The sequence below is a fragment of the Rhizobium sp. CC1099 genome, assembly GCF_029714385.1.
Lineage (GTDB): Bacteria > Pseudomonadota > Alphaproteobacteria > Rhizobiales > Rhizobiaceae > Rhizobium.
On the sequence record NZ_CP121641.1, the window covers coordinates 1,545,777 to 1,567,282 of the forward strand.

Sequence of the window (21,506 nt, forward strand, 5' to 3'; positions counted from 1 at the left end):
TCTCAGTTCAAGGGGATGGCATTGGCGTCTTTGGACGCCTGATAGATGTCGGACAGCGCATCGTAGCGGGCCTTGATGCTGGCGGCCTGCGCTTTCAGACCGGTTTTCAGCGGTTCGTCCTCGGTTTCGATGAGATCGGCGATCGCAAAGCTGTTCCAGAATGCGTTGTGACGGCGGTATCCGCCCGGTTCGAGGCCGAAGACCTCCTTCAGAATCTTCAGATCATGCGGGATGGCAAAGCTGTCGCGCGAATCCTCATGGCTGAAGAAATAATAGAAATTATCGAAACCCGCCCAGGTGATCGCCGACATGCACATGCTGCAGGGCTCGTGCGTCGAGAGAAAGATGAGATCCTTGGTCGAGGGCTTATCGGAGAGTTCGTAAAAGCGCTTCAATGTGTGGACTTCGCCATGCCATAGCGGATTTTCCAGTTCGTTGTTCGTTTCGGCGACGACCAGCGCCAGGTCGGACTTACGCAGGATTGCCGCGCCGAAGACCTTGCTGCCCTCGGAAACGCCGAGCTCGGTGATCGGCAGGATATGCTTCTCGATGACTTCGAGAAGACGGGGAGCAATCGTCTTTTCCCGCATGGTGTTCTCCTGTTTCGTGCAGTTTACCGGTTGCCGCCGGGAAGCGGAATGCATGATCCCGCCGAATCTGCGCATTTGTCACCAACTTATGATGCGCTGCAGCAGCATTTTCAAACGACCGGGCGACTTTTCTCAAATCCTTGAGATGGCGAGCAAAAGAATACGCGCTCAGCGGGGCTTTCGAATTTCTGTTTCTTCAATCCGTTGACCGTAAAAGGCATAGTCGGAAAACTTCGAAGTGGAATGATAATGCCTTCCAGCAACGAACAGCTATCGGTGTTTCCCGCATTCTTCCGTGTGGAAGGGCGGATCGCAGCCGTTTTCGGCAATGGAGACGAGGCCTTCGCCAAGGTGCGCCTGCTGCTGAACACGCGCGCCCGCATTGTTGCTTATGCGGACCATCCCGAGGCTGATTATCATTCGTTCCTGATTTCCAATCGAATCGAAACGGTCCGTGGCGCTTTCTCGCCCGAGCAGGTGGACGGTGCGACGCTTGTTTTTGCTGCAACCGGTAATGCTGCCGAAGATCGCGCGGTCGTGGAAGCTGCCCGGGCGGTCAGAGTTCCGGCCAATGCAGTCGACCAGCCGGACTATTGCGATTTCTTCACGCCCGCTCTCGTCAATCGCGCGCCGGTCGCCGTTGCGATCGGCACGGAAGGTGCCGGCCCGGTGCTCGCGCAGATGATCCGTGCGCAGGTCGATCAGTTGCTTTCCCCGTCGCTCGGCCGCCTGGCCGATCTTGCGACGAGCTACCGCAGGACCGTCGAACATCTCGTTCCACGCGGCGTCGCCAGAAGGGTCTTCTGGCGCCGTTTCTTCTCTGGTCGCGTGGCGGACGCCGTTGCAAACGGCAATCTTCCCGAAGCGCGGCGTGCCGCAAACGGCCTCCTGCGCTCGGCGGAAAAGGTTGACGGTCGCGTCTGGCTCGTCGGTGCCGGTCCTGGAGCCGAAGATCTGCTGACGTTGCGCGCCCAGCGCGTGATGATGGAAGCCGACGTCATCGTTTTCGATGCGCTGGTGCCGCAGGCGATCGTCGATATGGGCCGCCGCGATGCCGAGCGCCTTTCGGTCGGCAAGCGCAAGGGTTGCCATTCGAAATCGCAGGAAGAGATCAACGATCTGCTTGTCCAGCTTGGACGCCAGGGCAAGCGCGTCGTGCGCCTGAAATCCGGCGATCCGCTGGTCTATGGCCGGGCAGGGGAAGAGATGGCGGCGCTGCGTGCCGCGGGCATCGGCTACGAGGTCGTTCCGGGCATCACTTCCGCTTTCGCCGCCGCGGCCGATTTCGAGCTGCCGCTGACGCTACGCGGCGTTGCCTCGTCGCTGGTCTTCACGACCGGGCATGATCTGACCGGCGACGTGCTGCCCGATTGGGCAAGCCTTGCCGTGTCCGGCGCGACGATCGCCGTCTATATGGGACGTACTGTCGCAGCTTCGGTCTCCGAGCGGCTGATGAGCGCTGGGCTTCCCGCCGAGACGATCGTTGCCGTCGTCGAGAATGCCAGCCGTGCGGACCGTCGCCTACTGCACGGCATTCTGCGCGATCTTCCCGACTTGCAGCATCGTGACGAGTTGACCGGACCGGTCATGGTCATTATCGGCGATGCCGTCGCAGGCGCCAATTTCGAACTGTCCGAGCCACTGGTGCGCCATGAGGCGACCGCGCCGGAATTTGCAAGGAGCTGAACATGGTCGACAAGGTTCTGACCGCCAACAGGCTGACGGACGGCGTGGCGGTCTGGCTTAACGCCGGCGGCGAATGGGTAACCTCGCTGCAGGATGCGCTCATCGCCCGCCATGCCGAGGCCGTGACGGCTTTGGAAGAGATCGGCAAGAAATCCTATGCCGACAACAAGGTCGTTGACGTTGCCGTCATCGAAGTTCAGGAAACCAACGGAGTTCTATGGCCGCTCCGCCTCCGCGAGCGCATCCGCGCCCAGGGCCCGACCATGGAATATGCGCCGGGCTACAAGCCGGCCGATCCCGAATTCATCGCAGTCTGAGGAAGCTGATGTACCGTTACGACGAATTTGACCACGCCTTTGTCGCCGAGCGCGTCGAGCAGTTTCGCGACCAGGTCCAGCGCCGTCTGTCCGGTGAGCTTGCCGAGGATGCGTTCAAGCCGCTGCGCCTGATGAACGGCGTCTATTTGCAGCTCCATGCCTATATGCTGCGCATCGCCATCCCCTACGGCACGCTCTCCTCGCGCCAGATGCGCATGCTCGCTCATATCGCCCGCACCTACGACCGCGGCTACGGTCACTTCACGACCCGCCAGAACCTGCAGTTCAACTGGCCGAAGCTCTCCGACATGCCGGACGTGCTTGCCGAACTTGCGACGGTCGAGATGCATGCCATGCAGACCTCCGGCAACTGCATTCGCAACGTCACGGCGGATCATTTCGCCGGTGCCGCGGCGGACGAAGTCGCCGATCCGCGTCCCTATGCGGAAATCCTGCGCCAGTGGTCGTCCGTGCATCCGGAATTCTCCTTCCTGCCGCGCAAGTTCAAGATCGCCGTCACCGGCGCCGAGCGCGACCGCGCTGCGATCCAGGTCCACGATATCGGCCTGCATCTGAAGAAGAACGACAAGGGCGAGATCGGCTTTGCCGTTTACGTCGGCGGCGGCCAGGGCCGCACGCCAATGGTCGCCAAGCTGATCCGCGACTTCCTACCGGAAGAGGACCTGCTGTCCTACACGACCGCGATCATGCGCGTTTACAATCTGCATGGCCGCCGCGACAACAAGTACAAGGCGCGCATCAAGATCCTCGTGCACGAGACCGGTGCCGAAGAACTGGCGCGCCAGGTCGAGGTTGAGTTCGTGCAGCTCAAGGATACCGAGCTCAAGCTGCCGGAGAAGGACGTCCAGGCGATCGCCGCCTATTTCGCGCCGCCCGTGCTGCCGGAACGCGCCGAAGGCTGGGAGAACCTTGCCCGCTGGAAGAGGGCCGATCCGGCATTTGCCCGCTGGGTGCAGCAGAACGTAGCGCCCCACAAGAACCCCGATTACGGCATGGTAACGATCTCGCTGAAGCCGATCGGGGGCATCCCGGGTGATGCCTCTGACGCGCAGATGGATGCTGTTGCCGACATCGCCGAGGAATATGCCTTCGACGAAATTCGCGTGAGCCACGAACAGAACCTCATCCTGCCGCATGTGGCGCTGGGCGATCTGGAAGCCGTCTATCGCGGCCTGGTCGCGGCCGATCTCGAAACTGCCAATGCCGGCCTCATCACGGATATTATTGCCTGTCCGGGGCTGGACTATTGCGCGCTCGCCAATGCGCGCTCCATTCCGGTTGCGCAGGAGATTTCCAAGCGATTTGGCGATCCGGCGCGTCAGGCGGAGATCGGCGAACTGAAGATCAAGATTTCAGGCTGCATCAACGCCTGCGGGCATCACCATGTCGGCCATATTGGCCTGCTCGGCGTCGAGAAGAAGGGTGCCGAACTCTATCAGATCACGCTTGGCGGTTCCGGCGACGAACACACCTCGATCGGCGAGATCATCGGCCGCGGCTTCGAACCGGACAAGGTGACGGACGCAATCGAGACGATCGTCGATACCTATCTCGGCATCCGCCGGGACCCGTCTGAAACCTTCCTTGCAGCCTATCGCCGCGTCGGACCGCAGCCTTTCAAGGACGCGCTCTATGGCGCGGCCGCGGAAGCGGCATAAGGAGGGGATGATGACGAAGATTTGGAGAGAAACCGGTTTTGTCGCCAACGATCCCTGGGTGATCGAGAGCGATGAGGTGAAAGCGACCGAAGATCAGAATCCTCTGCTCGGCCTCGACGAGCTGATCGCCATGGCCGGAGAGAGCAACGATGTCGGGCTTGGTGTGCTCATCAAGCCCGCCGACGACGTCCGCAAGCTCGAGCCTTACCTCGATCGCCTCGATATCGTCGCCGTTGCTTTTCCGGCATTCAGCGACGGCCGTGCCTTCAGCCATGCTTCGCTGCTGCGCGAGCGACTGGGTTATGCCAACGAATTGCGGGCGGTAGGCGATGTGCTAATCGACCAGATCCCGTTGATGCTGCGCGTCGGGATCGACAGCTTCGCCGTGACCAATGAAACGGCGCTCAAGCGCCTTTCCGAAAACCGGCTGCCCGGAATTCCCCATCATTATCAGCCGGCTGTGCGTGACGCGGAGGTCGGCAAGGGCTATAGTTGGCGCCGTCAGGCGAAGCCGGCGGCATAATGCCGGCTCGCCGTCTTTGATGACGGAAGCGATGCAATGAAACATTTCGAAGTGGCGGTGATCGGTGGCGGTCTTGCCGGCATGGTGGCCGCGATCGCGCTCGCCCGCGGCGGCCGCAGCGTGGCGCTGATTGCCCCTCCCGCCGCGACCGAGGACCGGCGCACGACGGCGCTTATGGATCAGTCGATCCGCTTCCTTGATCGCCTGGCGCTCTGGGAAAAGCTGAAGTCCGAGACCGCGCCGCTGAAAAGCATGCGCATCATCGACGGCACACGTCGCCTGCTGCGTGCACCAACCACGACGTTCCGCTCCGTCGAAGTCGGGCTCGACGCCTTCGGCTACAACTTCCCGAACAAGGCTTTGACCGACGTGCTCGAGGCGGCGGTCGCCATCGAAGGCAATATCACGCGCTTCACTGCTTTTGCTGACAGCATTGATATCGGCGAGAATGCCGTTTCCATTATGCTGGCGGGCGGCGAGATGCTGTCTGCAGATTTTGCTGCCGGCGCCGACGGTCGCAAATCGAAGCTTAGGGAAAAAGCCGGCATTGGCGCGCGCAACTGGTCCTATCCGCAGTCGGCCATGGTGCTGAATTTCAGCCATTCGCTGCCGCACGAAAACACCTCGACGGAATTTCACACCGAATGCGGCCCCTTTACCCAGGTGCCCTTGTGCGGCAATCGCTCTAGCCTCGTCTGGGTACAGAATCCGTCGGATGCCGCCGCCGGCCTCGAATTGTCGCTTGCCGAATTGAGCAATGTCGTCGAAGAGCGGATGCAGTCGCTGCTCGGCAAGGTGAGCGTCGAGGAAGGCGTCCAGATTTGGCCGCTTTCGGGCATGATTGCGCACCGCTTCGGCAAGGGCCGGATGGCGCTGATCGGAGAAGCCGCGCACGTCTTCCCGCCGATCGGAGCACAAGGCCTCAATCTCAGCCTGCGCGATATCATGGCGTTGACGGATATTCTCTGCGACCGGGCCGAACTGCCGATACCAGCCGATTCGGGCGATCGGTTTGACCGCAGGCGCCGCGCCGACATCATGACGCGAACGGTCAGCGTCGATTTGCTGAACCGCTCGCTTCTCTCGGGTTTCCTGCCGGTGCAGATGCTGCGCGCCGCGGGCCTCCACATCCTGTCGGCGTTTCCACCGCTACGCAGCGTCGTCATGCGCGAAGGCATCGAGCCGGGTCGGGGATTGCGGGATATTCCGACTGCCTTGCGGGAAAAATTCAGCCGGAAGAAAGGCTGATCTGATCGCAATCGGAACGGCGGCTTACTCTTTGCAATGCAGGCTATGATGTGCTGCCTTTAGCCAATCCGCATCAAGATCGGAAAGGTCTGCTGGAACCAGATGGCAGTATCGCTGACGAAACCGAAGATGAAGGCGAGCCCCGTGAGCACGAGGAAGCCTCCCATGATCTTTTCGATCGTGCCGAGATGGCGGCGGAAGCGCGCCAGAAAATTCATGAAGGCACCGGAAAAGCCGGCGGCGATCCAGAAGGGAATAGCGAGGCCGAGCGAATAGACGGCGAGAAGCCCCGCGCCGGCACCGACGGTCTCGCGCGATGCTGCAACCCCCAAAATGGCGCCGAGCACCGGCCCGATGCAGGGCGTCCAGCCGAAGGCGAAGGCAAGTCCCATGATATAGGCGCCGGTCAGCGTCGCCGGCTTTCCGCCGCTCTGGAAACGGGCCTCGCGCGCGAAAAGCCCGATTCGGAAGACGCCGAGGAAGTTTAGCCCCATGAGGATGATGATGAGCCCGCCGATCTTTGCCAGAAGATCCAGATGCTGGCGCAGCAGCATTCCGATGCTGGAAGCGCCGGCGCCGAGCGCGACGAAGACCGTGGCGAACCCGAGCGTGAAGAACAGCGCCGAAAACAGCACCCCGCGCCGGACGTCGGGCGCAACCGCGACAGCATTGCCGCCCCGGAACTGCTCGACGGATATGCCCGCCATGTAGCAGAGATAGGGCGGAACGAGGGGAAGCACGCAGGGGGAGAGAAAGGAGAGGGCACCCGCAAGCAGGGCGCTCAACAGGGAAATATCGGCAATCGACACGCATTCTCTCCGTCTGAATCTGGCGGATGTTTAGCGCCGCAACCCACCGAATGCCAATCACCTTTTCGAGCCCCGGCAAGAAATATGCCTAACGCGGCGAAAAAGGGAGATTTTTCGGTTGACCGCAATAGGTCGCCTGCATATGTTCCGCGCACTTCCGGCCGGGGGCTGTTTTTGAGTTCAAGGCGTCAAGGGAGAGCGTAGCTCAGCTGGTAGAGCAACTGACTTTTAATCAGTAGGTCATGGGTTCGAGCCCCATCGCTCTCACCAAACAAATCAACAACTTAGTGAATCAACTTCTTTTTGTGGAACCTTTCCAGTCGCCACCGAGTCGCCACGGTCTAGCTGTTAGTATCCGCACGGCAGGGCGCCTTAGCACCATTTGGCGGCGAGAATCGCTGCACTCCGATTTAACCAAAGTACCTCAGAGTGTAACTTTACAGCATATTCCGGGCATCAACGTGAAACGACGGAGGTGCTCATGAAACGAAATATACGAGTTAAGGAAGCAGCACACTACATCGGGCTTTCCAAGTCGACTCTCGACAAGCTGCGCCATTTCGGCGGCGGTCCACGCTACTATAAGCTTGGCCGAGCCGTAGTTTACGACACTGAGGACCTAGACGCCTGGAAGGCGGAGCGCGCTCGCACCGAGACTTGGAATGGCGCCAATGACAACAGCCGTGCGGCGAGAGCAGCTTAGCGTCGCCATGGACATCGGCACAGCCGATCCCGACAATACATCAACATCCACATCATCAACTTTTTGCCGACCGGCATCGCCGGCGAGAGGAGACCTATGTCAGAAGTTTCAAGCATCTCAGAACTTTGGGAAGACAGCCACTTCCTCCACTGGGAAGCTGTCGAGGAAAAGACGCGAGAGCCAATCGAGGATTCGAAAGCCAGATTCGATGCAGTCGGGGGCATTGATGAAGGTCGTGCCTGGTTGCTTGAGAACGATATTGATCCGGACAAATTGCCGTTTCAGCCCAAGTTAGTGCGGGTCGCCGCCTCTCGTGACTTTGATCTGCAGCACATTGAAAATCCCTGCGGCCGGACTGTCTTCGAATTCGACGACGAGGGCATAGCGAACGCGATCGTTTTCCCGATCATCGACCACGGCCAAACCATCGATTTCGGCATACTATTCATTGAGGATTTTGAATTCTGCACGGTGCGGCAGAAGGCCATCTGGCTTGGCGGGGATAATATCGATGGCGATGAGGTCCGGCTTCATAGCTGCGTCTCGGATTGGCTGGAAGCTGGGGCCGAAGGATGCGTCTACATTGATGAACAGCGCCGGACGCCACTCAAGCGCTTGCAGTCAGTTGATAAGATACTCTGCAACGATATCGCTTGGGCACTGGAAGTTTGGGATTGGGCATTCGAAGCCGATGAAGCTGCGCTTGAGCGCTTCGAAATCGACGACACCCGCGACAACATCGAAGCATATTTCAAAGCCCAAGCAGAGCGGCGTGTAATTTCCGATACTCTCAACAAAAAACACGCTGGCCGGTTTAATTTGGTGGTCGCATGACGTCTCTCGCCGCAATCTGGCGAGACGGAAAGGAGCTAGTCGAGGTAGAGGTTCAGCGCCTCTCCCTCGAACTCGCTGAGCAGACGCCGCACGAGCCTGTTGCGGCGCGTCGCTTCTCCACGCCGGCCGCCAACGATAACAAGCGTGACGTGCCGCAAGGCGATCCGCAACATCTCGCACGATTGCAGGCCATCCAGCGCGACCACGGTGGTGACATCCGCATGTCCGGTCGCTCGTGGACTCTGTTCGGGGCGACGATTGACGGAAAGTCAGGACAGGTAAGCATTGATGGCGGTGGCCAGATGCTGCTTTACGGCGCAAGGGGCACTTTTCCCGTTGACGACAGCCCCCGAAAGCGGTTGCACGCTACCGTATTCAAACTTCGGTCGACATCAACGATACCGATGCGTGAGTGGCTGTTTGGAAGACACTATCAGCGCCGGTACGTGACGGTGACGGTAGCGCCAGGAGGCGTTGGAAAAACGGCGCATGCCATTACTGAGAGCCTATGCATGGTCACCGGCAGACCGCTGCTTGATCTCGGCGGCCTGAGGAAAAAATTGAAGGTGTGGTACTTAAATCTCGAGGATCCAGCTGACGAGATCGAACGCGGCTTCGCCGCCGCCGCGAAGCATTTTAGCATAACAGAAGAGCAAATCGGTGACCGCCTTTTCACGGATTCAGGCCGCGACCAGGAATTCGTAATAGTCAGGCAAGAGAACAGGGACTTCAAGGTGTGCGAGCCAATGGTCGAAGACATGCTCGCCGCGATCCGTGACAACGAAATCGACGTCGTCATCGTTGACCCGTTTGTGTCGACACACGAGGTTCCCGAGAACGACAACACGATGATACAGCGCGTTGCGAAGCAGTGGCGCCGGATTGCTGATGAAGCCAATTGCTCGATTGAACTGATCCACCATGCCACAAAAGGTAACGCTGAGATAACGGCGGATTCCGCACGAGGAGGCGGCGCGCTAAAGGACGCAGCCCGTTCCGTACGCGTCATTAATGGCATGACACGAGAGGAGGCCGAGAAGGCTGGCCTGAAGGAGGAGCGAGGATATTTTCGCGTTGATTTCGGCAAAGTGAACAAGGTTGCAAGCACTGGCTCATCGCAATGGCGGCGGTTTGTATCGGTCCCGCTAGGGAACGGCAAGGGCCTTGTTAAGACGGGCGACGAAGTCGGCGTCGTTGAGGCATGGCGTTGGCCATCAGCATCTGAGTTGACGGCAGATGTTTCGGAAGAGGACCTCGAAGCCATCAAGCGAAAGATCGGTGGTCTCGACTGCCGAGAGAGCATCCAATCACCGCAGTGGGCGGGCTACCAGGTTGCTCAGGCACTGGGGATCAACGTTGGCGATGCTGCCGAGAAGCGCCGTGTAAAGCGCATGTTAGATGCGTGGACAAGGGATGGGCACTTCACCATTGAGATCCGCGAAGATCACAAAGGAACCCCACGTCCTTGCCTGGTTCCAGTCTTCCCCACTCCCGAATTTTGAGGTGGGAACGGGTGGGGAAGGTGGGGAGAAAACACCCTCCCTCACCACCCCCACCACACCTTTAGAGTGGGGTGGAGGGTGTGAGTGTCGGAAAAACAGCATTCAGGTGGTGGGGGGAATTCCCCGAAAAATGGAGATGGAAATGATCAGAACGCGCATACAAAATCTGGGCGGGCCGTTTCCAGGCCGTGGCGCAGCACCCAGCATGACCAAAGACAAAGTCCTGCCTCGCGGCCAGCGAGCAGCGTTCGAAGCACTCAACGACGCCGCAGCGATGCGCCCGCATGTGACCGATGCCGGGTCGCTCGTGGCCGCAAACGATAACAGACCCAAGACAGTCATGTGGCACGGCCGCGAACTGACGTACAAAGAGGTGACAAAGTGAAATTCAAATCATTCGCGGATGCCCTGACGGCGGAACGCCCGATGGCAGTCAACGACAATAGCCCGCGTAAGGTGCGGCAGCCACGCTATCGCGGCACGCTTCCGGCGCTCCGCTGGCTGTTCGACAATTATCCAGCTTTGGCGCCAGCGTTAGCAGCCGCCCTGCCGAAACCCGAGAGCGAGTGGTCGGCTGAGATTGCAGACAGCCGACAGGAAATTCGCCCCACGATCGGCGAGCTCATGAAAGCAGCGGAAGGTGCGAGCCTAAAGACCGAACGAGACGAGAAAACCGGCGAACGTATTTCTCTTGGCCCGCTCAAGTTCCTTCGCGGTCGACTGGTCAAATGGGGAGTGACGAAAAAGGGGCACATACTACGGCCAGTTGATCGCGTTTCGCCGGCGAACGCTGCGAAAACCGCGCAGCGTAGCCCTGAGCGCTATCTGGCTACTAAGGCAACGACGCCATCACCTTTCGAAGCCACGCCTCTGCCAAGGAACCTGTCTGACCGACCAGCCCTGCCGCCCATGCTTGATCCTCTTACCGGTGTCGAGGAAGGTCGACAGGTCCTACGCAGCCTGGGCATTGATGGCGCTGTCCCATTCGAGAGGCTGCCCATCCCGGCAACGCGATGCGAAACCGCGGTAGCGAAAGGCGCGGGATTTCTGGGTGGCATATCAAGTCTAAAGGGCAATACGTCTAGCGGCGCCCAAGCGTGGGAAGCTCCAGAGGTTAAGCAGGGCGAAGCGGCAGCCGTGATCGAGGAAGTGGCCGGGCGAGGAACGCTCAAATCAATCGGCATCCGCCTGGGATACGGCGAGGAATATGCGGATCGGGCTGGAAAGGCTGCGCTTGTGGAAGCGGCGAAGATATTGTCGGCGAACGACAATGAAAAAGTTTCGACCCGTATGCCGAAATGTGGAGCACTGTAACGTATCTTTATGAAAGAGTTTCAAGGCCGCGCATTGGCGGCCTTTCCTTTTGGGGCGCTGTCGATCCGCGGACGTTCAAACTCGCGTAGATCGCCGGGACCGTCCCGAAGCCAAAAGGCCGGCATTCGCGCCGGCCTCGCTTGTTACGTAAGCAGCTGGATCAGCATGATCATTGCTGCAATGAGTTGCGGTTCGAGCTCAAGTTTGAAGCCCTTGCCGCGAATGTAAATGAATCGCATGTTCGATTCCTCGTACATGCCTAAGTACTCAGGCGGATTAGACCTGAACGGATCCGTTCTTTGAAACTGACGCTATTGCGTCTTCCGATATGCGTAGCAGAGCTACGTTCAATGAATACGAGGTGCGCGCGCCTCGTTCTCTCATCTCGGTTGTCGGTCCGCTTGTTCCGTTAAGGAATGCGTCTTTCGATCCGCATCTGAGTTCTAAGATAGAATGCATGATTCTGGCGCGAGCGTCAACATCTTGTGCCCGAAGTTCTTTTTTTATCTATTGGTAGATTTGACATCTCCTGGCGCCATCTCCTCCTCTGGCGACGGGCGATCGTGCGGTCACCTCCCTTCGGGTTGAGGTGGCCGCTTTTGCTATCTACTTCAGTCGACCGGCTGCCTTGTCGGCGGCGTCGCGATCTGAGCCATGTTGCTTAACGATGCGTCGCGCGTCCTCGCTGGAAATTCCGTGCTTCTTGGCGAAGTAGGTGACCTCATAACGTCCGCCTACTGCTACCCTGTTTTGATCTGCGGCGCCACGCTTGCTCTTGTCGTCTGCCATGGCTGGCCTCCTTCCACTGCAGGTGTGAACGTATGGTGGAATCCAAGGTTCCCGATCGGCGCTCAGCGGAGGCCAAGCAGTACAGGCGGCTTTATAAGACTGCCGCCTGGAGGAAGCTGCGCCACTATCAACTGAGCATCGAACCGCTCTGCCGCTTTTGTATCGAGACCGAGGAAGTCACGGCTGCTGAAGTCGTGGACCACATCAAGTCACATCACGGTGACATCGCCCTGTTCCTTGATCTCACCAACATCCAGTCACTCTGCAAGCCCCATCATGATGGCACCAAGCAGAGGATGGAGCGAGGAGCGATCGACACGCGGATCGACGCGAACGGTTGGCCGGAGTGGAGAAAAGGTAAATGATATCAATCGCATGGTAGGGGTGGTCACCGGTCTCTCGCCATCAGGGTGGGTACCGGCGTCGGGGGCAACTTGCGCTAAACCTGTAGAAAAAAAGTTTTATAAGAGGAAATGTTATGGCGGCACGCGGACGTAAGTCGGCGGCTAGCACGGAGATCGTGATCGCTTCCAAAATTGAGGTGATCAACCGGCCGCAGCCGCCAAGAGAGCTCACTGTTGAACAGGGCATAGAATGGCGCGCGGTCGTCGATCGCATGCCGGCGGATTGGTTCCCCCGTGAAACGCACGCCATGCTCACCCAATATTGCCGCCACGTGGTTGTGGCTCGGCGCATCGCACTGCTGATCCAGAAAGCGGAGAAGGCCGAAGCTTTCGACGTCGAGGGATACGACAAGCTCCTCAAGATGCAAGAGCGCGAGGGTAGGGCGATATCATCGCTGGCCACGCGAATGCGGATCACACAGCAAGCAACGGTTCGTGCTGAATCGGCGAAGAAGCCGGGTCAGATCATCGCGCCATGGGAAGATGACGGTGCAGACACTTAGCCGCGCTGATCGGAATATCCGCTGGCTTGAGAAGCACATCAGAATCCCCGAAGGTCGTTTCGTTGGCCAGCCGATTAAGCTTGCCGAATTCATGAAGGATGACCTCCGGGCCATCTATGACAATCCGAACGGTACACGCCGAGCCATCATTTCCCGCGGTCGAAAGAACGCTAAGACCACGGAATCGGCAATGATCCTCCTGCTGCACCTGTGTGGCCCGGAGGCGAAGCCAAACAGCCAGCTGTTCAGCGCAGCGCAATCTCGCGACCAGGCCGCAATCTTGTTCGAGCTTGCCGCGAAGATGATCCGGATGTCTCCCGTCCTTTCTGCGTATGCCGAACCGAAGGACAGTGGCAAGAAAATCGTATGTCGCGAGCTAGGCACGATTTACAAGGCTCTCTCGGCGGATGCCGCGACAGCCTATGGCTTGTCACCGGTCCTCACCATTCACGACGAGCTCGGCCAGGTGAAGGGTCCGCGGTCGTCGCTTTACGATGCGCTTGAGACAGCGACAGCGGCGCAGGGCGAACCGCTTTCCATCATCATCAGCACTCAAGCGCCGACTGATGCTGACCTGCTGTCGGTGCTCATTGACGATGCCAAGAAGGGCCGTGACCCGCGAACCGTTCTGCGTTTCCAGACTGCCCCCGTCGATCTCGACCCGTTCACCGTGGAGGCGGTGAGGGAGGCCAATCCTGCGTTCGACCTCTTCATGAACAAAGAAGAGGTTTTGGGCATGATGGAAGACGCCAGGAACATGCCCGCTCGTGCAGCGGAGTTCGAGAACTTGGTTCTCAATAGGCGCGTCGAGACGAGCAACCCGTTTGTTTCTCGCAAAATATGGATGGAAAACGCAGCGCGGCCCAATCGGGATTTTGCGCAGCGGCCAGTATTTGGCGGTCTCGATCTCAGCGAATGCAACGACCTCACCAGCCTTGTACTTGTCGCCCCTGACGAGGCCGAGGGTGGAACGCTATGGGATGTTCGTCCGCACTTCTGGCTGCCTGGTGAAGGCTTGGCAGCAAAGTCACGAATGGACCGCGTCGGCTACGATGTTTGGGCTGCGGATGGCTTCATTGAGGCTATCGAAGGTTCCAAGAGCATAGAATATGAGCACATCGCGCGGCACATTCGCGATATCTGCGACGAGATGAACTTACAGAGGATGGCGTTCGACCGGTACAATTTCAGACACCTGCGGCCATGGCTTCTAAAGGCGGGCTTCACTGAGGAAGAGATTGCAGCAAAATTCGTCGAGTTCGGCCAAGGCTTCGTTTCGATGTCGCCGGCGTTGCGCACTACTGAATCGCTGCTTCTTAACAACAAGATCCGGCACGGCGACCATCCCGTTCTCACAATGTGCGCCGGTAATGCGGTGGTCAAAAAGGACGACGCGGGCAACCGTAAGCTCACCAAGGCAGGAAGCCGTGGCCGTATAGACGGCATGGTGTCGCTTGTTATGGCTCTTTCGGTTGCCGAAGAATATGTGCCCGAGGTTGCAGCGACTAGCCCTTGGGACGATCCAAACTTCCAACTTATGGCGGGATAATGGCTATCAAAGACTGGTTTTCCCGCCAAAACGCGGAGAAGGCGCTGGAAACGCGCGCAAGCCCTGAAAATGCTGGAGTTCCGGTAAGTGCCGATAACTTTCTGGCGTTCTTCGGGGTGCAGAGCGCAAACCTGCCTCACGTCACGATCGACAATGCCCTGAATGTGCCGGCCGTCATGGCTGCGGTGGCATTCATGTCGCGCACCCTTGCTGCGCTGCCGAGGCACGCTTACCGCACCCGCAAAGGCAGCGGCGAGCGCATCGGCGGCAGGCTCGAGACGGTCGTGAACTCGGCTCCGAACGATACTGTGGGCGCCTTCAAGTTCTGGCAATGGTTCTGGCAGCAGGTTTTTACCGGCGGCAGAGGCCTTGCTTACATCGAGCGCACGCCGCAAGGAATTGATTCACTGTGGCCAATGGACCCGACAAAGACCAACATTAAGCGTGTTGGGTTCAAGGTCACATACGAGTACGAAGGCAAGACATACGACGCGGCCGACGTCATCGATGTTCCGTTCATGCTAAAGCCATGCGGTCTTCGGCACTATGGCCCGATCGCCAAGGCATCGAAGGCAATCCAGCTTGCCCTCGCCATGAATGACTACGGCTCGAATTTCTTTGCCGGTGGCGGCGTCCCGCCGCTTGCCCTCGAGGGTCCGCTGCCCGCTGGCGCGGAAGCGATGAAGCGTGCGCAGGCCGACATCAAGAGATCTGTCGACGCAGCGAAGAACGCCGATGAGCCGATTTTTCCGATTCCGGCTGGTTACAAACTGTCGCCAGTCGGCATTGACCCCGCCAAGGGCCAGATGATCGAGGCGAGGCGATTCCAAGTCGAGGAAATCGCTCGGTGCTGGCAGCTTCCGCCTGTATTTCTTCAGGATTTGACACGCGCCACGTTCAGCAATGCCGAGCAGCAGGATCTGCATCTAGTCAAGCACCTTATCGGCCAGTGGGCCAAGGCGCTTGAGGACGAAATGAACCTCAAATTCTTCGGTCGCGGTGGTGGTCGATACATTGAACATGTGCTCGATGGAATCTTGCGAGGCGACTTCAAAACCCGCATGGAAGGCTACGGAATTGCCATTCAGAACGGCATCCGCAAGCCAGACGAGATCCGCGCCATGGAAAACCTCCCCACGGAGGGTGGCCCGGCAGACAAGCTCTACATCCAAGGCGCGACAGTGCCGCTTGGCACGTCACCAGCGACGTCACCGACCAATGACAACAAACCAGACGATGAGGCTGACGCCGCATGACGACCAATATTGAAAAGCGCAGTTGTGCCGACGGGGTTGAGCATCGTGCTGCTAGCGACAAGCGCACATTGGTTGGCTACGCGGCGAAGTTCGACCGCCTGGCCAGCATTGGCGGGTACTTTCAAGAAAAGATCGCGCCTGGTGCTTTCGCTTCCGCTATTGGCGGCGATATTCGGGCGCTGGTTGACCATGACCCTGGCCGCGTTATTGGCCGGACAAAGAGTGGTACGCTCCGTCTCGCCGAGGATGGCACCGGTCTGCGCGTCGAGATTGACGTGCCAGACACCACGGACGGCAACGATCTTTGGGTGCTCGTCGAGCGTGGCGACATCAGCGGCATGAGCTTTGGCTTCCGCGTGACCAAAGAGACTTGGGATGAGACCGGCGATGTGCCTGTCCGTACCATCGAAAAGCTTGAGCTTCACGAAGTCTCCGCAGTTGCGTGGCCGGCATACGAAGACACAACGATCGGCCTTCGCTCGCTTGAGGCGGCGAGGGCTGAGGGCGGATCCGCAAGCCGGAACGCCGCCGCCGCGGCGCGGCGTGTAGCCGATAAGCGCGCAGCAATGGAACAGAAGATTCGGGGCATCCGGCAGGAAGTCTCGTAGTCCACCCGGCGACGCGCCGGAGGGCAGGGCTTCCTGCCATCTCACCACAAACCACAACGGCTCGCCTCTGGCAGCCCTTTTTTATTGGAGACCAGCATGTCCCTTAAGGAACTGCAGGAAAAGCGCGGCCGTCTTGTGACGCAGGCGCGCGAAGCCCTGAACGAAATCACTGCAAACACCGACGAAGCCCGCTCCGCGGAACTCGACGCCCGTCACGACGCCATTATGGCCGACTTCGACAAGGTCGAGAAGCAGATCGAGCGTGAGCAGAAGCTTTCCGAAATCGAAAAGCGGTTCGAAGACCGAGCCGCTGAAGAGCGCGCCCGCAAGCGGCCGATCGCTGGTGACTGCGAGGCCCGTGGCCAGGACGATGGCGACAAGAGCGAGTATCGCGACGTCTTTTACAAGTTCATCGCTAGCGGTGCCGATATTGCAGAGCTCTCCGGCGAAGAGCGCGCAGTTCTGAAGGCCGGCGTTCAGTCCGCCAAGGAATTCCGTACCCAGACGACCGGCACGGCATCCGCCGGCGGTTATACCGTTCCCGTCGAACTTGCCAACTTCATCATTCGCTCGATGAAGGATTGGGGTCCGATGTACAACGAAGACATCGCCACGGTTCTAACGACCTCTGGCGGTAACATCATCAACATTCCCACGGTCGATGACACATCTAAGACCGGTGCAAAGCACACCGAAGGCGCCGCGCTCGCCGACGACGGTTCGCAGGATGCAGTCTTCGGCAACAAGGAGTTGTCGGCCTACGTCTACGACACTGAGTTCGTCAAGTTCTCTATGGAACTTGCTCAGGATTCCATCTTCAACATCGAGACGCTCCTTGGCAGCCTGCTCGGCGAACGCCTTGGCCGCATTGCCAACCGAGAACTCACGATCGGCGACGGCACTGGCGACCCGAACGGCGTTGTTACGGCTTCCTCGCTCGGCAAGACCGCTACCGCGGTTGCTGCCATTACCGGCGACGAAATCATCGACCTCCTGCATTCGGTCAACGCGGCTTACCGCCGTTCGCCGAAGGCTCGGTTCATGTTCGCCGACCTCACGCTTGCTGCTATCCGCAAGCTGAAGGATGGCGAAGGCAACTATCTGTGGTCGATGGGCGACATCCAGAAGGGCGAGCCTGGCACTCTGCTCGGCTATCGCTACGAGATCAACGACGACATGGACACTCTGGCTGCTGCCAAGAAGGTCATGCTGTTCGGCGACTTCTCCAAGTACTTCGTCCGTAAGGTCGGCTCGCCCGTCATCGGCGTCCTGCGTGAGCGCTTCTGGCCGGATTTGGGAATTGCTGGTTTGATCCGGTTCGACGGCGAGCTCGGCGATCAGGCCGCAATCAAGCACCTGATCACGGCTGCTTCGTAATCTTGGATGGCGGGCTTCAGCCCGCCTCCTTCCAAGGAGAGAACATGAATATCAGAATGTTGGTCGGCCTCGCCGGCAACGAGTATTCGCTCGCGCCTGGCGATGAGCGGGAGTTTCCAGAGAAGGAAGCAATTCGGCTGATCGACGCTGGTTATGCGGTGCCGGTTGCCGAGGAAAAGATTGAGCGCGCTGTAGCGCTGCCCGTCTTCGAACGTCGCGGCAAGAAGGGCAAGACCGATGTGGTATCCCACGAAAATAACGGTGGCGGCGACAAGTGAGCCTGTCACTGCCGCAGACGCGAAGCGTCGTCTGCGCGTAGATTTCAGTGACGACGACGCCGATATCGATCTGATGATCGCTTCGGCGCGCGATCATGCCGAGAAATACTGCAACGTCCGCTTCGCCAGCCAGACCGTTGAAATGAAGTGCGACGGCTGGTGCGATATGGTGCGCCTGCCGGTTGCGCCTGTGCAGGCGGTCACTTCCATCAAATACATCGACACCGACGGCGTTGAGCAGACGCTTGCGACGACGGTTTACGAGACGCGCGCTGACGGCTTAGAGGCGTCGATCGTCACGAAATACGGCCAGCAGTGGCCGCCTATTCGACCAGGATCGCGCATCGCAGTGACGGCTGATGCCGGTTACGAAGCGGCACCCGCGGCCGTGAAGCATGCAATTCTTCTGTTCATCGCCGACGCCTACGAGGTGCGCGAGAACGCGAAGATAGAGGATTGGACAGCGCTCGACGCTCTTCTTTGTAATTACAGGCGCGGCGCGTAGGCCGGCAAAGGAATTTTAGATGGCAGATCTAGTCATAACCGCCTCCGCGGTAACGCCCGGAAGCAACGCAACAATCGACCACGGCACGGCAGGCGAGGCAATTACTGCTGGCCAGCCGGTTTACAAGTCTTCGACCACCAACAAGTGGATGCTGGCCGACACGGATTCGGCGACCGCCGAGGCTCGAGTTGCCAAGGGCATTGCGCTTAACGGCGCAGCACTCAATCAGCCGGTTGCTATTCACAAGTCTGGCGATCTGACGATGAATGCCGTGCTGACGAAGGGCGTTGCCTATTACCTGTCTGGAACGGCCGGCGGCATTTGCCCTGTGGCCGATCTGGCAAGCGGCGACTACACCTGCCTGCTCGGCATTGCGAAGTCGACGACCGTTCTTGCCGTTGACATCGTGTCGGCTGGCGTCGCGATCTAATGCCTTCTTGGGTGCGGTTTCTGGCGCGTTACTGCTGGGCAGCCACGCCAGGAACAAGCCTCGTGTTTAAGCCAGACGGCGGCCCATTCAAGGATGGTCGCTATCTGGTGACGCGCGCATGTGGCTCCGAGGCGATAGCAGCCGGCAAGGCAGAGCGAACGGCAAAACCTAAAAGGGTGGTGCGCGATGGCGGAGAGACCTAGCGCCGGACGGGCGAGAGAAAGACTGCATTTTCAACACCGCATCGTTGAGCCGGATGAATACGGCAACGACAAGACGGTGTGGGAAACCGTTTTCACCACCGCTGCAGAGCTAATCCCGTTACGCGGCACCGAGACGGTTATGGCATCGCGCCTGACGGGCGTTCAGCCATTCATCGTCCGGATACGCAGTTGCGAGGCGTCGCGCGCTGTGACGCCTGACTGGCGGGCTGTAGATGCGCGCAATGCGGCGAGGGTGCTGAACATTCGCACGGTCACAAATCCAGACCAGAAGAACGCCTGGCTTGATCTTCTCGTCGACAATGGCGTTGCGACGTAACGTGGGCAGCAGCGTAGAGTGAGGCGGCATGGCAATAAATGCTGAACTGAGGGGCCGCGATGCTCTTATGCGGCGCCTTGAAAAGCTTGCTCCGAACGTCGAGAAATACGCCGCAACGGTGAAGCTTGAGATCGCCAAGGAGGCCGCCAAGCGCATTGCAGACGCGGCGCCAAAGAATACTGGCGAGTATGCGGCCAACATAAAGGCCGAGCCTATCGCCAACAATCCGAACAAGAAGCAAGTGGGCATTACGCAGACGAAAGACCCGACTGCGGCGGGCATTTATGCTCCGTGGTTTTGGCACTTTCTGGAGTTCGGAACTGCGCCTCACAACACAGCGCCTGGCGGCGGCAACAAAAGTTACAGTGGCCCGGTCAATCTTCATCCAGGCACGGCGGCTCGTCCGCATGTGTTCACGACATGGCGCGCTATGAAAAAGAAGGCCGGCCGAAAGATACGCGCCGCCGTCAATAAGGCCGTCCGCGAGGCCATGGGCAAGAAGTAACCACGGCAGGTGTCAATGGCCAGTGCAGAACTTGAATTGCAGGGCGCGATTGTCGCGCGCCTGAAGGCTGATGCACCGCTCATGGTGCTCATAAACGGCGTCTACGACCAGCCACCCGACACCTGCTGGGCCACTCCGAAAGAGTCCTACGTGACGTTAGGTGAGGCGCAGACCCTACGTGACGACGCGACGTGCATTAGCGGCGGTCAGGTTTATCTGACACTGCATGCGTGGTCGCGCCTGACTGGATACCCGGCCGTCAAGAAGATTGCGGACGCGGTTGCCGAGTCGCTGCACTTGGCACCACTCACTCTGGCGACGAACAGACTGATTTCTCTAATGCACCGGCAGACGCGGACGTTCCGCGATGCTGACGGGCTGACCAGCCACGCTGTCATCGATTTCGTGGCTAACACCGAAAAGCCGACTGCGTAGCGCGGGCGGCAGTAAACGCGCAACCGCGCTAACCACCACACCACATATTAGGAGACCACAATGGCAGACGGCCAACAGCTCGGCAGACTTTTGCTGATCAAAATCGGCGACGGCGCAGACCCGGAAGTTTTCAACAACATGTGCGGGCTGAAAACCCGCAGCTTCAACATGTCGGCAAACGAGATCGATACCACGATCCCGTCGTGCACGAACCCCGGAGGCCCGGTTCAGAAGACCAGCCGTCCCGGCATTTCCAATCGCACCTTCTCCGGCTCTGGCGCTTTCGTGTCTAGCACGGCGATGGACACTTTCATGGGCTACGTCCGCGGTGCGTCTGCGTTCAACGCGCAGGTAATCGTGCCTGGCGACGGCACGTATGAGGGCTCGTGGATGGTTACCGACTTCTCCTTCTCTGGCGATGTAGAGCCGAACATGGAATTCAGCGCGACGTTCGTTGCTGCTGACGTTCTCGAATTCACGCCTGAAGCATAATCATGGCTAAAGAGGAGAAAACCATGGCAGAGCCTGTCTACAAATACCCGGTCGTAGAGGCGCGCGGCGAAGCGCGCCTCCTCATCGACGACGTTGAGCTCGTCCTTGCCGCCGAGATGGGTCGCCTGTCTGCCGTTTCCACGCGCCTGCAGTGCAAGTCTCTGAACGACCTGTTCATGCGTCTGTCTGGTGTTGAGGCGGCCGCTACGCTGGCCGGCATCGAGCTCCTGACGGTCAAGGGCAATGCGCTTGAGGCCATCACCAAGATCAAGCTCAAGCACTTTTCGGCTTGTGCCGCCGCATTCTCTGCAATCTTGGCCCATCACTTTGACGGTGATGAGGGAAACGTGGAGGCCGCCGACGAGGCGGCGTAGGCAAAGACGGCTATCAGCCAGAAGAAGAAATGCCGTTCCGCCAATGGATGCGGATCGGCCTTGGTGGCCTTGGCTGGCGGCCAGCTGAATTCTGGTCTGCCACGCTGACCGAGTTCTTTGAGGCCATCAACGGTCACAACGAAGCGCAGGGCGCCGAGGCCGAGACGTCAGCACCAAAACCCAACGAAATTGATGCGCTTCTGGCGCGATATGGTTGACAAGAGCCCGCCACGCGCGGGTTCTTCTTTTTTAGGGA

Annotated in this window: 28 protein-coding genes and 1 tRNA gene; 26 read left to right on the forward strand and 3 right to left on the reverse strand. The window is 59.1% G+C overall.

The features are described from left to right. Nucleotides 1-2: 2 nt before the first annotated feature. Nucleotides 3-590: a nucleoside deaminase gene (locus QA644_RS07955; RefSeq protein WP_283071823.1), complete on the reverse strand. Its 588-nt coding sequence runs from the start codon at nt 588-590 to the stop codon at nt 3-5. 249 nt (nt 591-839) lie between these two features. Here QA644_RS07955 and cysG point away from each other — a divergent pair, with 249 nt between their 5' ends. Genes cysG through QA644_RS07980 form a run of 5 tightly spaced genes read left to right on the forward strand, consistent with a single transcriptional unit; the run spans nt 840 to nt 6,043 of the window. Continuing rightward, nucleotides 840-2,276, forward strand: a complete 1,437-nt coding sequence (gene cysG, locus QA644_RS07960; RefSeq protein WP_283071825.1) for a siroheme synthase CysG — start codon at nt 840-842, stop codon at nt 2,274-2,276. Nucleotides 2,277-2,278: 2 nt separating this feature from the next. Continuing rightward, nucleotides 2,279-2,593 carry a DUF2849 domain-containing protein gene (locus tag QA644_RS07965; protein ID WP_194729659.1) on the forward strand — a complete coding sequence of 105 codons (315 nt, stop codon included), beginning with the start codon at nt 2,279-2,281 and terminating at the stop codon, nt 2,591-2,593. 8 nt (nt 2,594-2,601) lie between these two features. After that, nucleotides 2,602-4,272, forward strand: a complete 1,671-nt coding sequence (locus QA644_RS07970; protein ID WP_194729660.1) for a nitrite/sulfite reductase — start codon at nt 2,602-2,604, stop codon at nt 4,270-4,272. A gap of 10 nt (nt 4,273-4,282) precedes the next feature. Further along, nucleotides 4,283-4,795: a DUF934 domain-containing protein gene (locus QA644_RS07975; protein WP_283071826.1), complete on the forward strand. Its 513-nt coding sequence runs from the start codon at nt 4,283-4,285 to the stop codon at nt 4,793-4,795. A 36-nt stretch (nt 4,796-4,831) separates the two neighbouring features. Further along, a complete protein-coding gene (locus QA644_RS07980) occupies nt 4,832-6,043 on the forward strand; it encodes a UbiH/UbiF family hydroxylase (protein ID WP_283071828.1) in 1,212 nt (403 codons plus the stop codon). 59 nt (nt 6,044-6,102) lie between these two features. On the opposite strand, the gene QA644_RS07985 is transcribed toward QA644_RS07980, so the two are convergent. Then, nucleotides 6,103-6,852 carry a cytochrome c biogenesis protein CcdA gene (locus tag QA644_RS07985; protein WP_283071830.1) on the reverse strand — a complete coding sequence of 250 codons (750 nt, stop codon included), beginning with the start codon at nt 6,850-6,852 and terminating at the stop codon, nt 6,103-6,105. A gap of 194 nt (nt 6,853-7,046) precedes the next feature. Between QA644_RS07985 and QA644_RS07990 the strand changes: the two genes are divergently transcribed. The 6 genes from QA644_RS07990 (at nt 7,047) to QA644_RS08015 (ending at nt 11,205) form a co-directional block, all read left to right on the forward strand. Continuing rightward, nucleotides 7,047-7,122, forward strand: a tRNA-Lys gene (locus QA644_RS07990). Between the two features lie 211 nt (nt 7,123-7,333). Then, on the forward strand, nt 7,334-7,555 hold the full coding sequence (locus QA644_RS07995; RefSeq protein WP_283071832.1) for a helix-turn-helix domain-containing protein: 222 nt from the start codon (nt 7,334-7,336) through the stop codon (nt 7,553-7,555). Nucleotides 7,556-7,651: 96 nt separating this feature from the next. Continuing rightward, entirely contained in the window at nt 7,652-8,389 is a 738-nt protein-coding gene (locus tag QA644_RS08000) for a hypothetical protein (protein WP_283071833.1), read from the forward strand. Continuing rightward, nucleotides 8,386-9,891, forward strand: a complete 1,506-nt coding sequence (locus QA644_RS08005) for an AAA family ATPase (RefSeq protein ID WP_283071835.1) — start codon at nt 8,386-8,388, stop codon at nt 9,889-9,891. Before QA644_RS08000 ends, QA644_RS08005 begins: the two co-directional genes overlap by 4 nt. Before the next feature lie 205 nt (nt 9,892-10,096). Beyond that, a complete protein-coding gene (locus tag QA644_RS08010) occupies nt 10,097-10,276 on the forward strand; it encodes a hypothetical protein (protein ID WP_283071836.1) in 180 nt (59 codons plus the stop codon). Then, entirely contained in the window at nt 10,273-11,205 is a 933-nt protein-coding gene (locus QA644_RS08015; RefSeq protein ID WP_283071838.1) for a hypothetical protein, read from the forward strand. The genes QA644_RS08010 and QA644_RS08015 overlap by 4 nt, the downstream gene beginning before the upstream one ends. Nucleotides 11,206-11,811: 606 nt before the next feature. Here QA644_RS08015 and QA644_RS08020 read toward each other — a convergent pair. Then, on the reverse strand, nt 11,812-11,994 hold the full coding sequence (locus QA644_RS08020) for a DUF3606 domain-containing protein (RefSeq protein WP_283071840.1): 183 nt from the start codon (nt 11,992-11,994) through the stop codon (nt 11,812-11,814). Between the two features lie 32 nt (nt 11,995-12,026). Between QA644_RS08020 and QA644_RS08025 the strand changes: the two genes are divergently transcribed. From QA644_RS08025 to QA644_RS08095, 15 genes are all read left to right on the forward strand, one after another. Then, complete coding sequence (locus QA644_RS08025) at nt 12,027-12,359, forward strand: HNH endonuclease (RefSeq protein ID WP_283071842.1); 333 nt, start codon at nt 12,027-12,029, stop codon at nt 12,357-12,359. Between the two features lie 113 nt (nt 12,360-12,472). Further along, a complete protein-coding gene (locus tag QA644_RS08030) occupies nt 12,473-12,901 on the forward strand; it encodes a hypothetical protein (protein ID WP_283071843.1) in 429 nt (142 codons plus the stop codon). Further along, entirely contained in the window at nt 12,888-14,450 is a 1,563-nt protein-coding gene (locus QA644_RS08035) for a terminase TerL endonuclease subunit (protein WP_283071844.1), read from the forward strand. Before QA644_RS08030 ends, QA644_RS08035 begins: the two co-directional genes overlap by 14 nt. Further along, nucleotides 14,450-15,706 (forward strand): phage portal protein, encoded by a 1,257-nt coding sequence (locus QA644_RS08040; protein WP_283071846.1) that lies wholly within the window; start codon nt 14,450-14,452, stop codon nt 15,704-15,706. The genes QA644_RS08035 and QA644_RS08040 overlap by 1 nt, the downstream gene beginning before the upstream one ends. Further along, on the forward strand, nt 15,703-16,314 hold the full coding sequence (locus QA644_RS08045; RefSeq protein WP_283071848.1) for an HK97 family phage prohead protease: 612 nt from the start codon (nt 15,703-15,705) through the stop codon (nt 16,312-16,314). Before QA644_RS08040 ends, QA644_RS08045 begins: the two co-directional genes overlap by 4 nt. 96 nt (nt 16,315-16,410) lie before the next feature. Further along, nucleotides 16,411-17,691, forward strand: coding sequence for a phage major capsid protein (locus tag QA644_RS08050; RefSeq protein WP_283071849.1), 1,281 nt, complete (start codon nt 16,411-16,413; stop codon nt 17,689-17,691). A gap of 44 nt (nt 17,692-17,735) precedes the next feature. Then, nucleotides 17,736-17,969, forward strand: a complete 234-nt coding sequence (locus tag QA644_RS08055) for a hypothetical protein (protein WP_283071850.1) — start codon at nt 17,736-17,738, stop codon at nt 17,967-17,969. Beyond that, nucleotides 17,953-18,474 carry a head-tail connector protein gene (locus QA644_RS08060; protein ID WP_283071851.1) on the forward strand — a complete coding sequence of 174 codons (522 nt, stop codon included), beginning with the start codon at nt 17,953-17,955 and terminating at the stop codon, nt 18,472-18,474. The genes QA644_RS08055 and QA644_RS08060 overlap by 17 nt, the downstream gene beginning before the upstream one ends. A gap of 19 nt (nt 18,475-18,493) precedes the next feature. Then, nucleotides 18,494-18,904 carry a hypothetical protein gene (locus QA644_RS08065; protein WP_283071852.1) on the forward strand — a complete coding sequence of 137 codons (411 nt, stop codon included), beginning with the start codon at nt 18,494-18,496 and terminating at the stop codon, nt 18,902-18,904. Between the two features lie 186 nt (nt 18,905-19,090). Next, nucleotides 19,091-19,444, forward strand: coding sequence for a head-tail adaptor protein (locus QA644_RS08070; protein ID WP_283071853.1), 354 nt, complete (start codon nt 19,091-19,093; stop codon nt 19,442-19,444). A 28-nt stretch (nt 19,445-19,472) separates the two neighbouring features. Further along, nucleotides 19,473-19,949: an HK97-gp10 family putative phage morphogenesis protein gene (locus QA644_RS08075; RefSeq protein ID WP_283071854.1), complete on the forward strand. Its 477-nt coding sequence runs from the start codon at nt 19,473-19,475 to the stop codon at nt 19,947-19,949. Between the two features lie 15 nt (nt 19,950-19,964). Next, nucleotides 19,965-20,384: a DUF3168 domain-containing protein gene (locus QA644_RS08080; RefSeq protein WP_283071855.1), complete on the forward strand. Its 420-nt coding sequence runs from the start codon at nt 19,965-19,967 to the stop codon at nt 20,382-20,384. Between the two features lie 60 nt (nt 20,385-20,444). Then, nucleotides 20,445-20,876, forward strand: a complete 432-nt coding sequence (locus tag QA644_RS08085) for a phage tail tube protein (RefSeq protein WP_283071857.1) — start codon at nt 20,445-20,447, stop codon at nt 20,874-20,876. 23 nt (nt 20,877-20,899) lie between these two features. Further along, nucleotides 20,900-21,250 carry a hypothetical protein gene (locus tag QA644_RS08090; protein WP_283071859.1) on the forward strand — a complete coding sequence of 117 codons (351 nt, stop codon included), beginning with the start codon at nt 20,900-20,902 and terminating at the stop codon, nt 21,248-21,250. A 29-nt stretch (nt 21,251-21,279) separates the two neighbouring features. Further along, a complete protein-coding gene (locus tag QA644_RS08095; RefSeq protein WP_283071861.1) occupies nt 21,280-21,468 on the forward strand; it encodes a phage tail assembly chaperone in 189 nt (62 codons plus the stop codon). Nucleotides 21,469-21,506 lie beyond the last annotated feature (38 nt).

What these genes read in the sequence shown, in the direction of transcription:
- QA644_RS07955 (WP_283071823.1), bottom strand. Translation starts at nt 590, where the DNA reads ATGCGGGAAAAGACGATTGCTCCCCGTCTTCTCGAAGTCATCGAGAAG.
- QA644_RS07975 (WP_283071826.1), top strand. Translation starts at nt 4,283, where the DNA reads ATGACGAAGATTTGGAGAGAAACCGGTTTTGTCGCCAACGATCCCTGG.
- cysG (WP_283071825.1), top strand. Translation starts at nt 840, where the DNA reads ATGCCTTCCAGCAACGAACAGCTATCGGTGTTTCCCGCATTCTTCCGT.
- QA644_RS08025 (WP_283071842.1), top strand. Translation starts at nt 12,027, where the DNA reads ATGGTGGAATCCAAGGTTCCCGATCGGCGCTCAGCGGAGGCCAAGCAG.
- QA644_RS08010 (WP_283071836.1), top strand. Translation starts at nt 10,097, where the DNA reads ATGACCAAAGACAAAGTCCTGCCTCGCGGCCAGCGAGCAGCGTTCGAA.
- QA644_RS08050 (WP_283071849.1), top strand. Translation starts at nt 16,411, where the DNA reads ATGTCCCTTAAGGAACTGCAGGAAAAGCGCGGCCGTCTTGTGACGCAG.
- QA644_RS07965 (WP_194729659.1), top strand. Translation starts at nt 2,279, where the DNA reads ATGGTCGACAAGGTTCTGACCGCCAACAGGCTGACGGACGGCGTGGCG.
- QA644_RS07970 (WP_194729660.1), top strand. Translation starts at nt 2,602, where the DNA reads ATGTACCGTTACGACGAATTTGACCACGCCTTTGTCGCCGAGCGCGTC.
- QA644_RS08095 (WP_283071861.1), top strand. Translation starts at nt 21,280, where the DNA reads ATGCCGTTCCGCCAATGGATGCGGATCGGCCTTGGTGGCCTTGGCTGG.
- QA644_RS08005 (WP_283071835.1), top strand. Translation starts at nt 8,386, where the DNA reads ATGACGTCTCTCGCCGCAATCTGGCGAGACGGAAAGGAGCTAGTCGAG.
- QA644_RS08080 (WP_283071855.1), top strand. Translation starts at nt 19,965, where the DNA reads ATGGCCAGTGCAGAACTTGAATTGCAGGGCGCGATTGTCGCGCGCCTG.
- QA644_RS07995 (WP_283071832.1), top strand. Translation starts at nt 7,334, where the DNA reads ATGAAACGAAATATACGAGTTAAGGAAGCAGCACACTACATCGGGCTT.
- QA644_RS08090 (WP_283071859.1), top strand. Translation starts at nt 20,900, where the DNA reads ATGGCAGAGCCTGTCTACAAATACCCGGTCGTAGAGGCGCGCGGCGAA.
- QA644_RS08020 (WP_283071840.1), bottom strand. Translation starts at nt 11,994, where the DNA reads ATGGCAGACGACAAGAGCAAGCGTGGCGCCGCAGATCAAAACAGGGTA.
- QA644_RS08070 (WP_283071853.1), top strand. Translation starts at nt 19,091, where the DNA reads ATGGCGGAGAGACCTAGCGCCGGACGGGCGAGAGAAAGACTGCATTTT.
- QA644_RS07980 (WP_283071828.1), top strand. Translation starts at nt 4,832, where the DNA reads ATGAAACATTTCGAAGTGGCGGTGATCGGTGGCGGTCTTGCCGGCATG.
- QA644_RS08040 (WP_283071846.1), top strand. Translation starts at nt 14,450, where the DNA reads ATGGCTATCAAAGACTGGTTTTCCCGCCAAAACGCGGAGAAGGCGCTG.
- QA644_RS08045 (WP_283071848.1), top strand. Translation starts at nt 15,703, where the DNA reads ATGACGACCAATATTGAAAAGCGCAGTTGTGCCGACGGGGTTGAGCAT.
- QA644_RS08055 (WP_283071850.1), top strand. Translation starts at nt 17,736, where the DNA reads ATGAATATCAGAATGTTGGTCGGCCTCGCCGGCAACGAGTATTCGCTC.
- QA644_RS08000 (WP_283071833.1), top strand. Translation starts at nt 7,652, where the DNA reads ATGTCAGAAGTTTCAAGCATCTCAGAACTTTGGGAAGACAGCCACTTC.
- QA644_RS08075 (WP_283071854.1), top strand. Translation starts at nt 19,473, where the DNA reads ATGGCAATAAATGCTGAACTGAGGGGCCGCGATGCTCTTATGCGGCGC.
- QA644_RS08085 (WP_283071857.1), top strand. Translation starts at nt 20,445, where the DNA reads ATGGCAGACGGCCAACAGCTCGGCAGACTTTTGCTGATCAAAATCGGC.
- QA644_RS08030 (WP_283071843.1), top strand. Translation starts at nt 12,473, where the DNA reads ATGGCGGCACGCGGACGTAAGTCGGCGGCTAGCACGGAGATCGTGATC.
- QA644_RS08065 (WP_283071852.1), top strand. Translation starts at nt 18,494, where the DNA reads ATGGCAGATCTAGTCATAACCGCCTCCGCGGTAACGCCCGGAAGCAAC.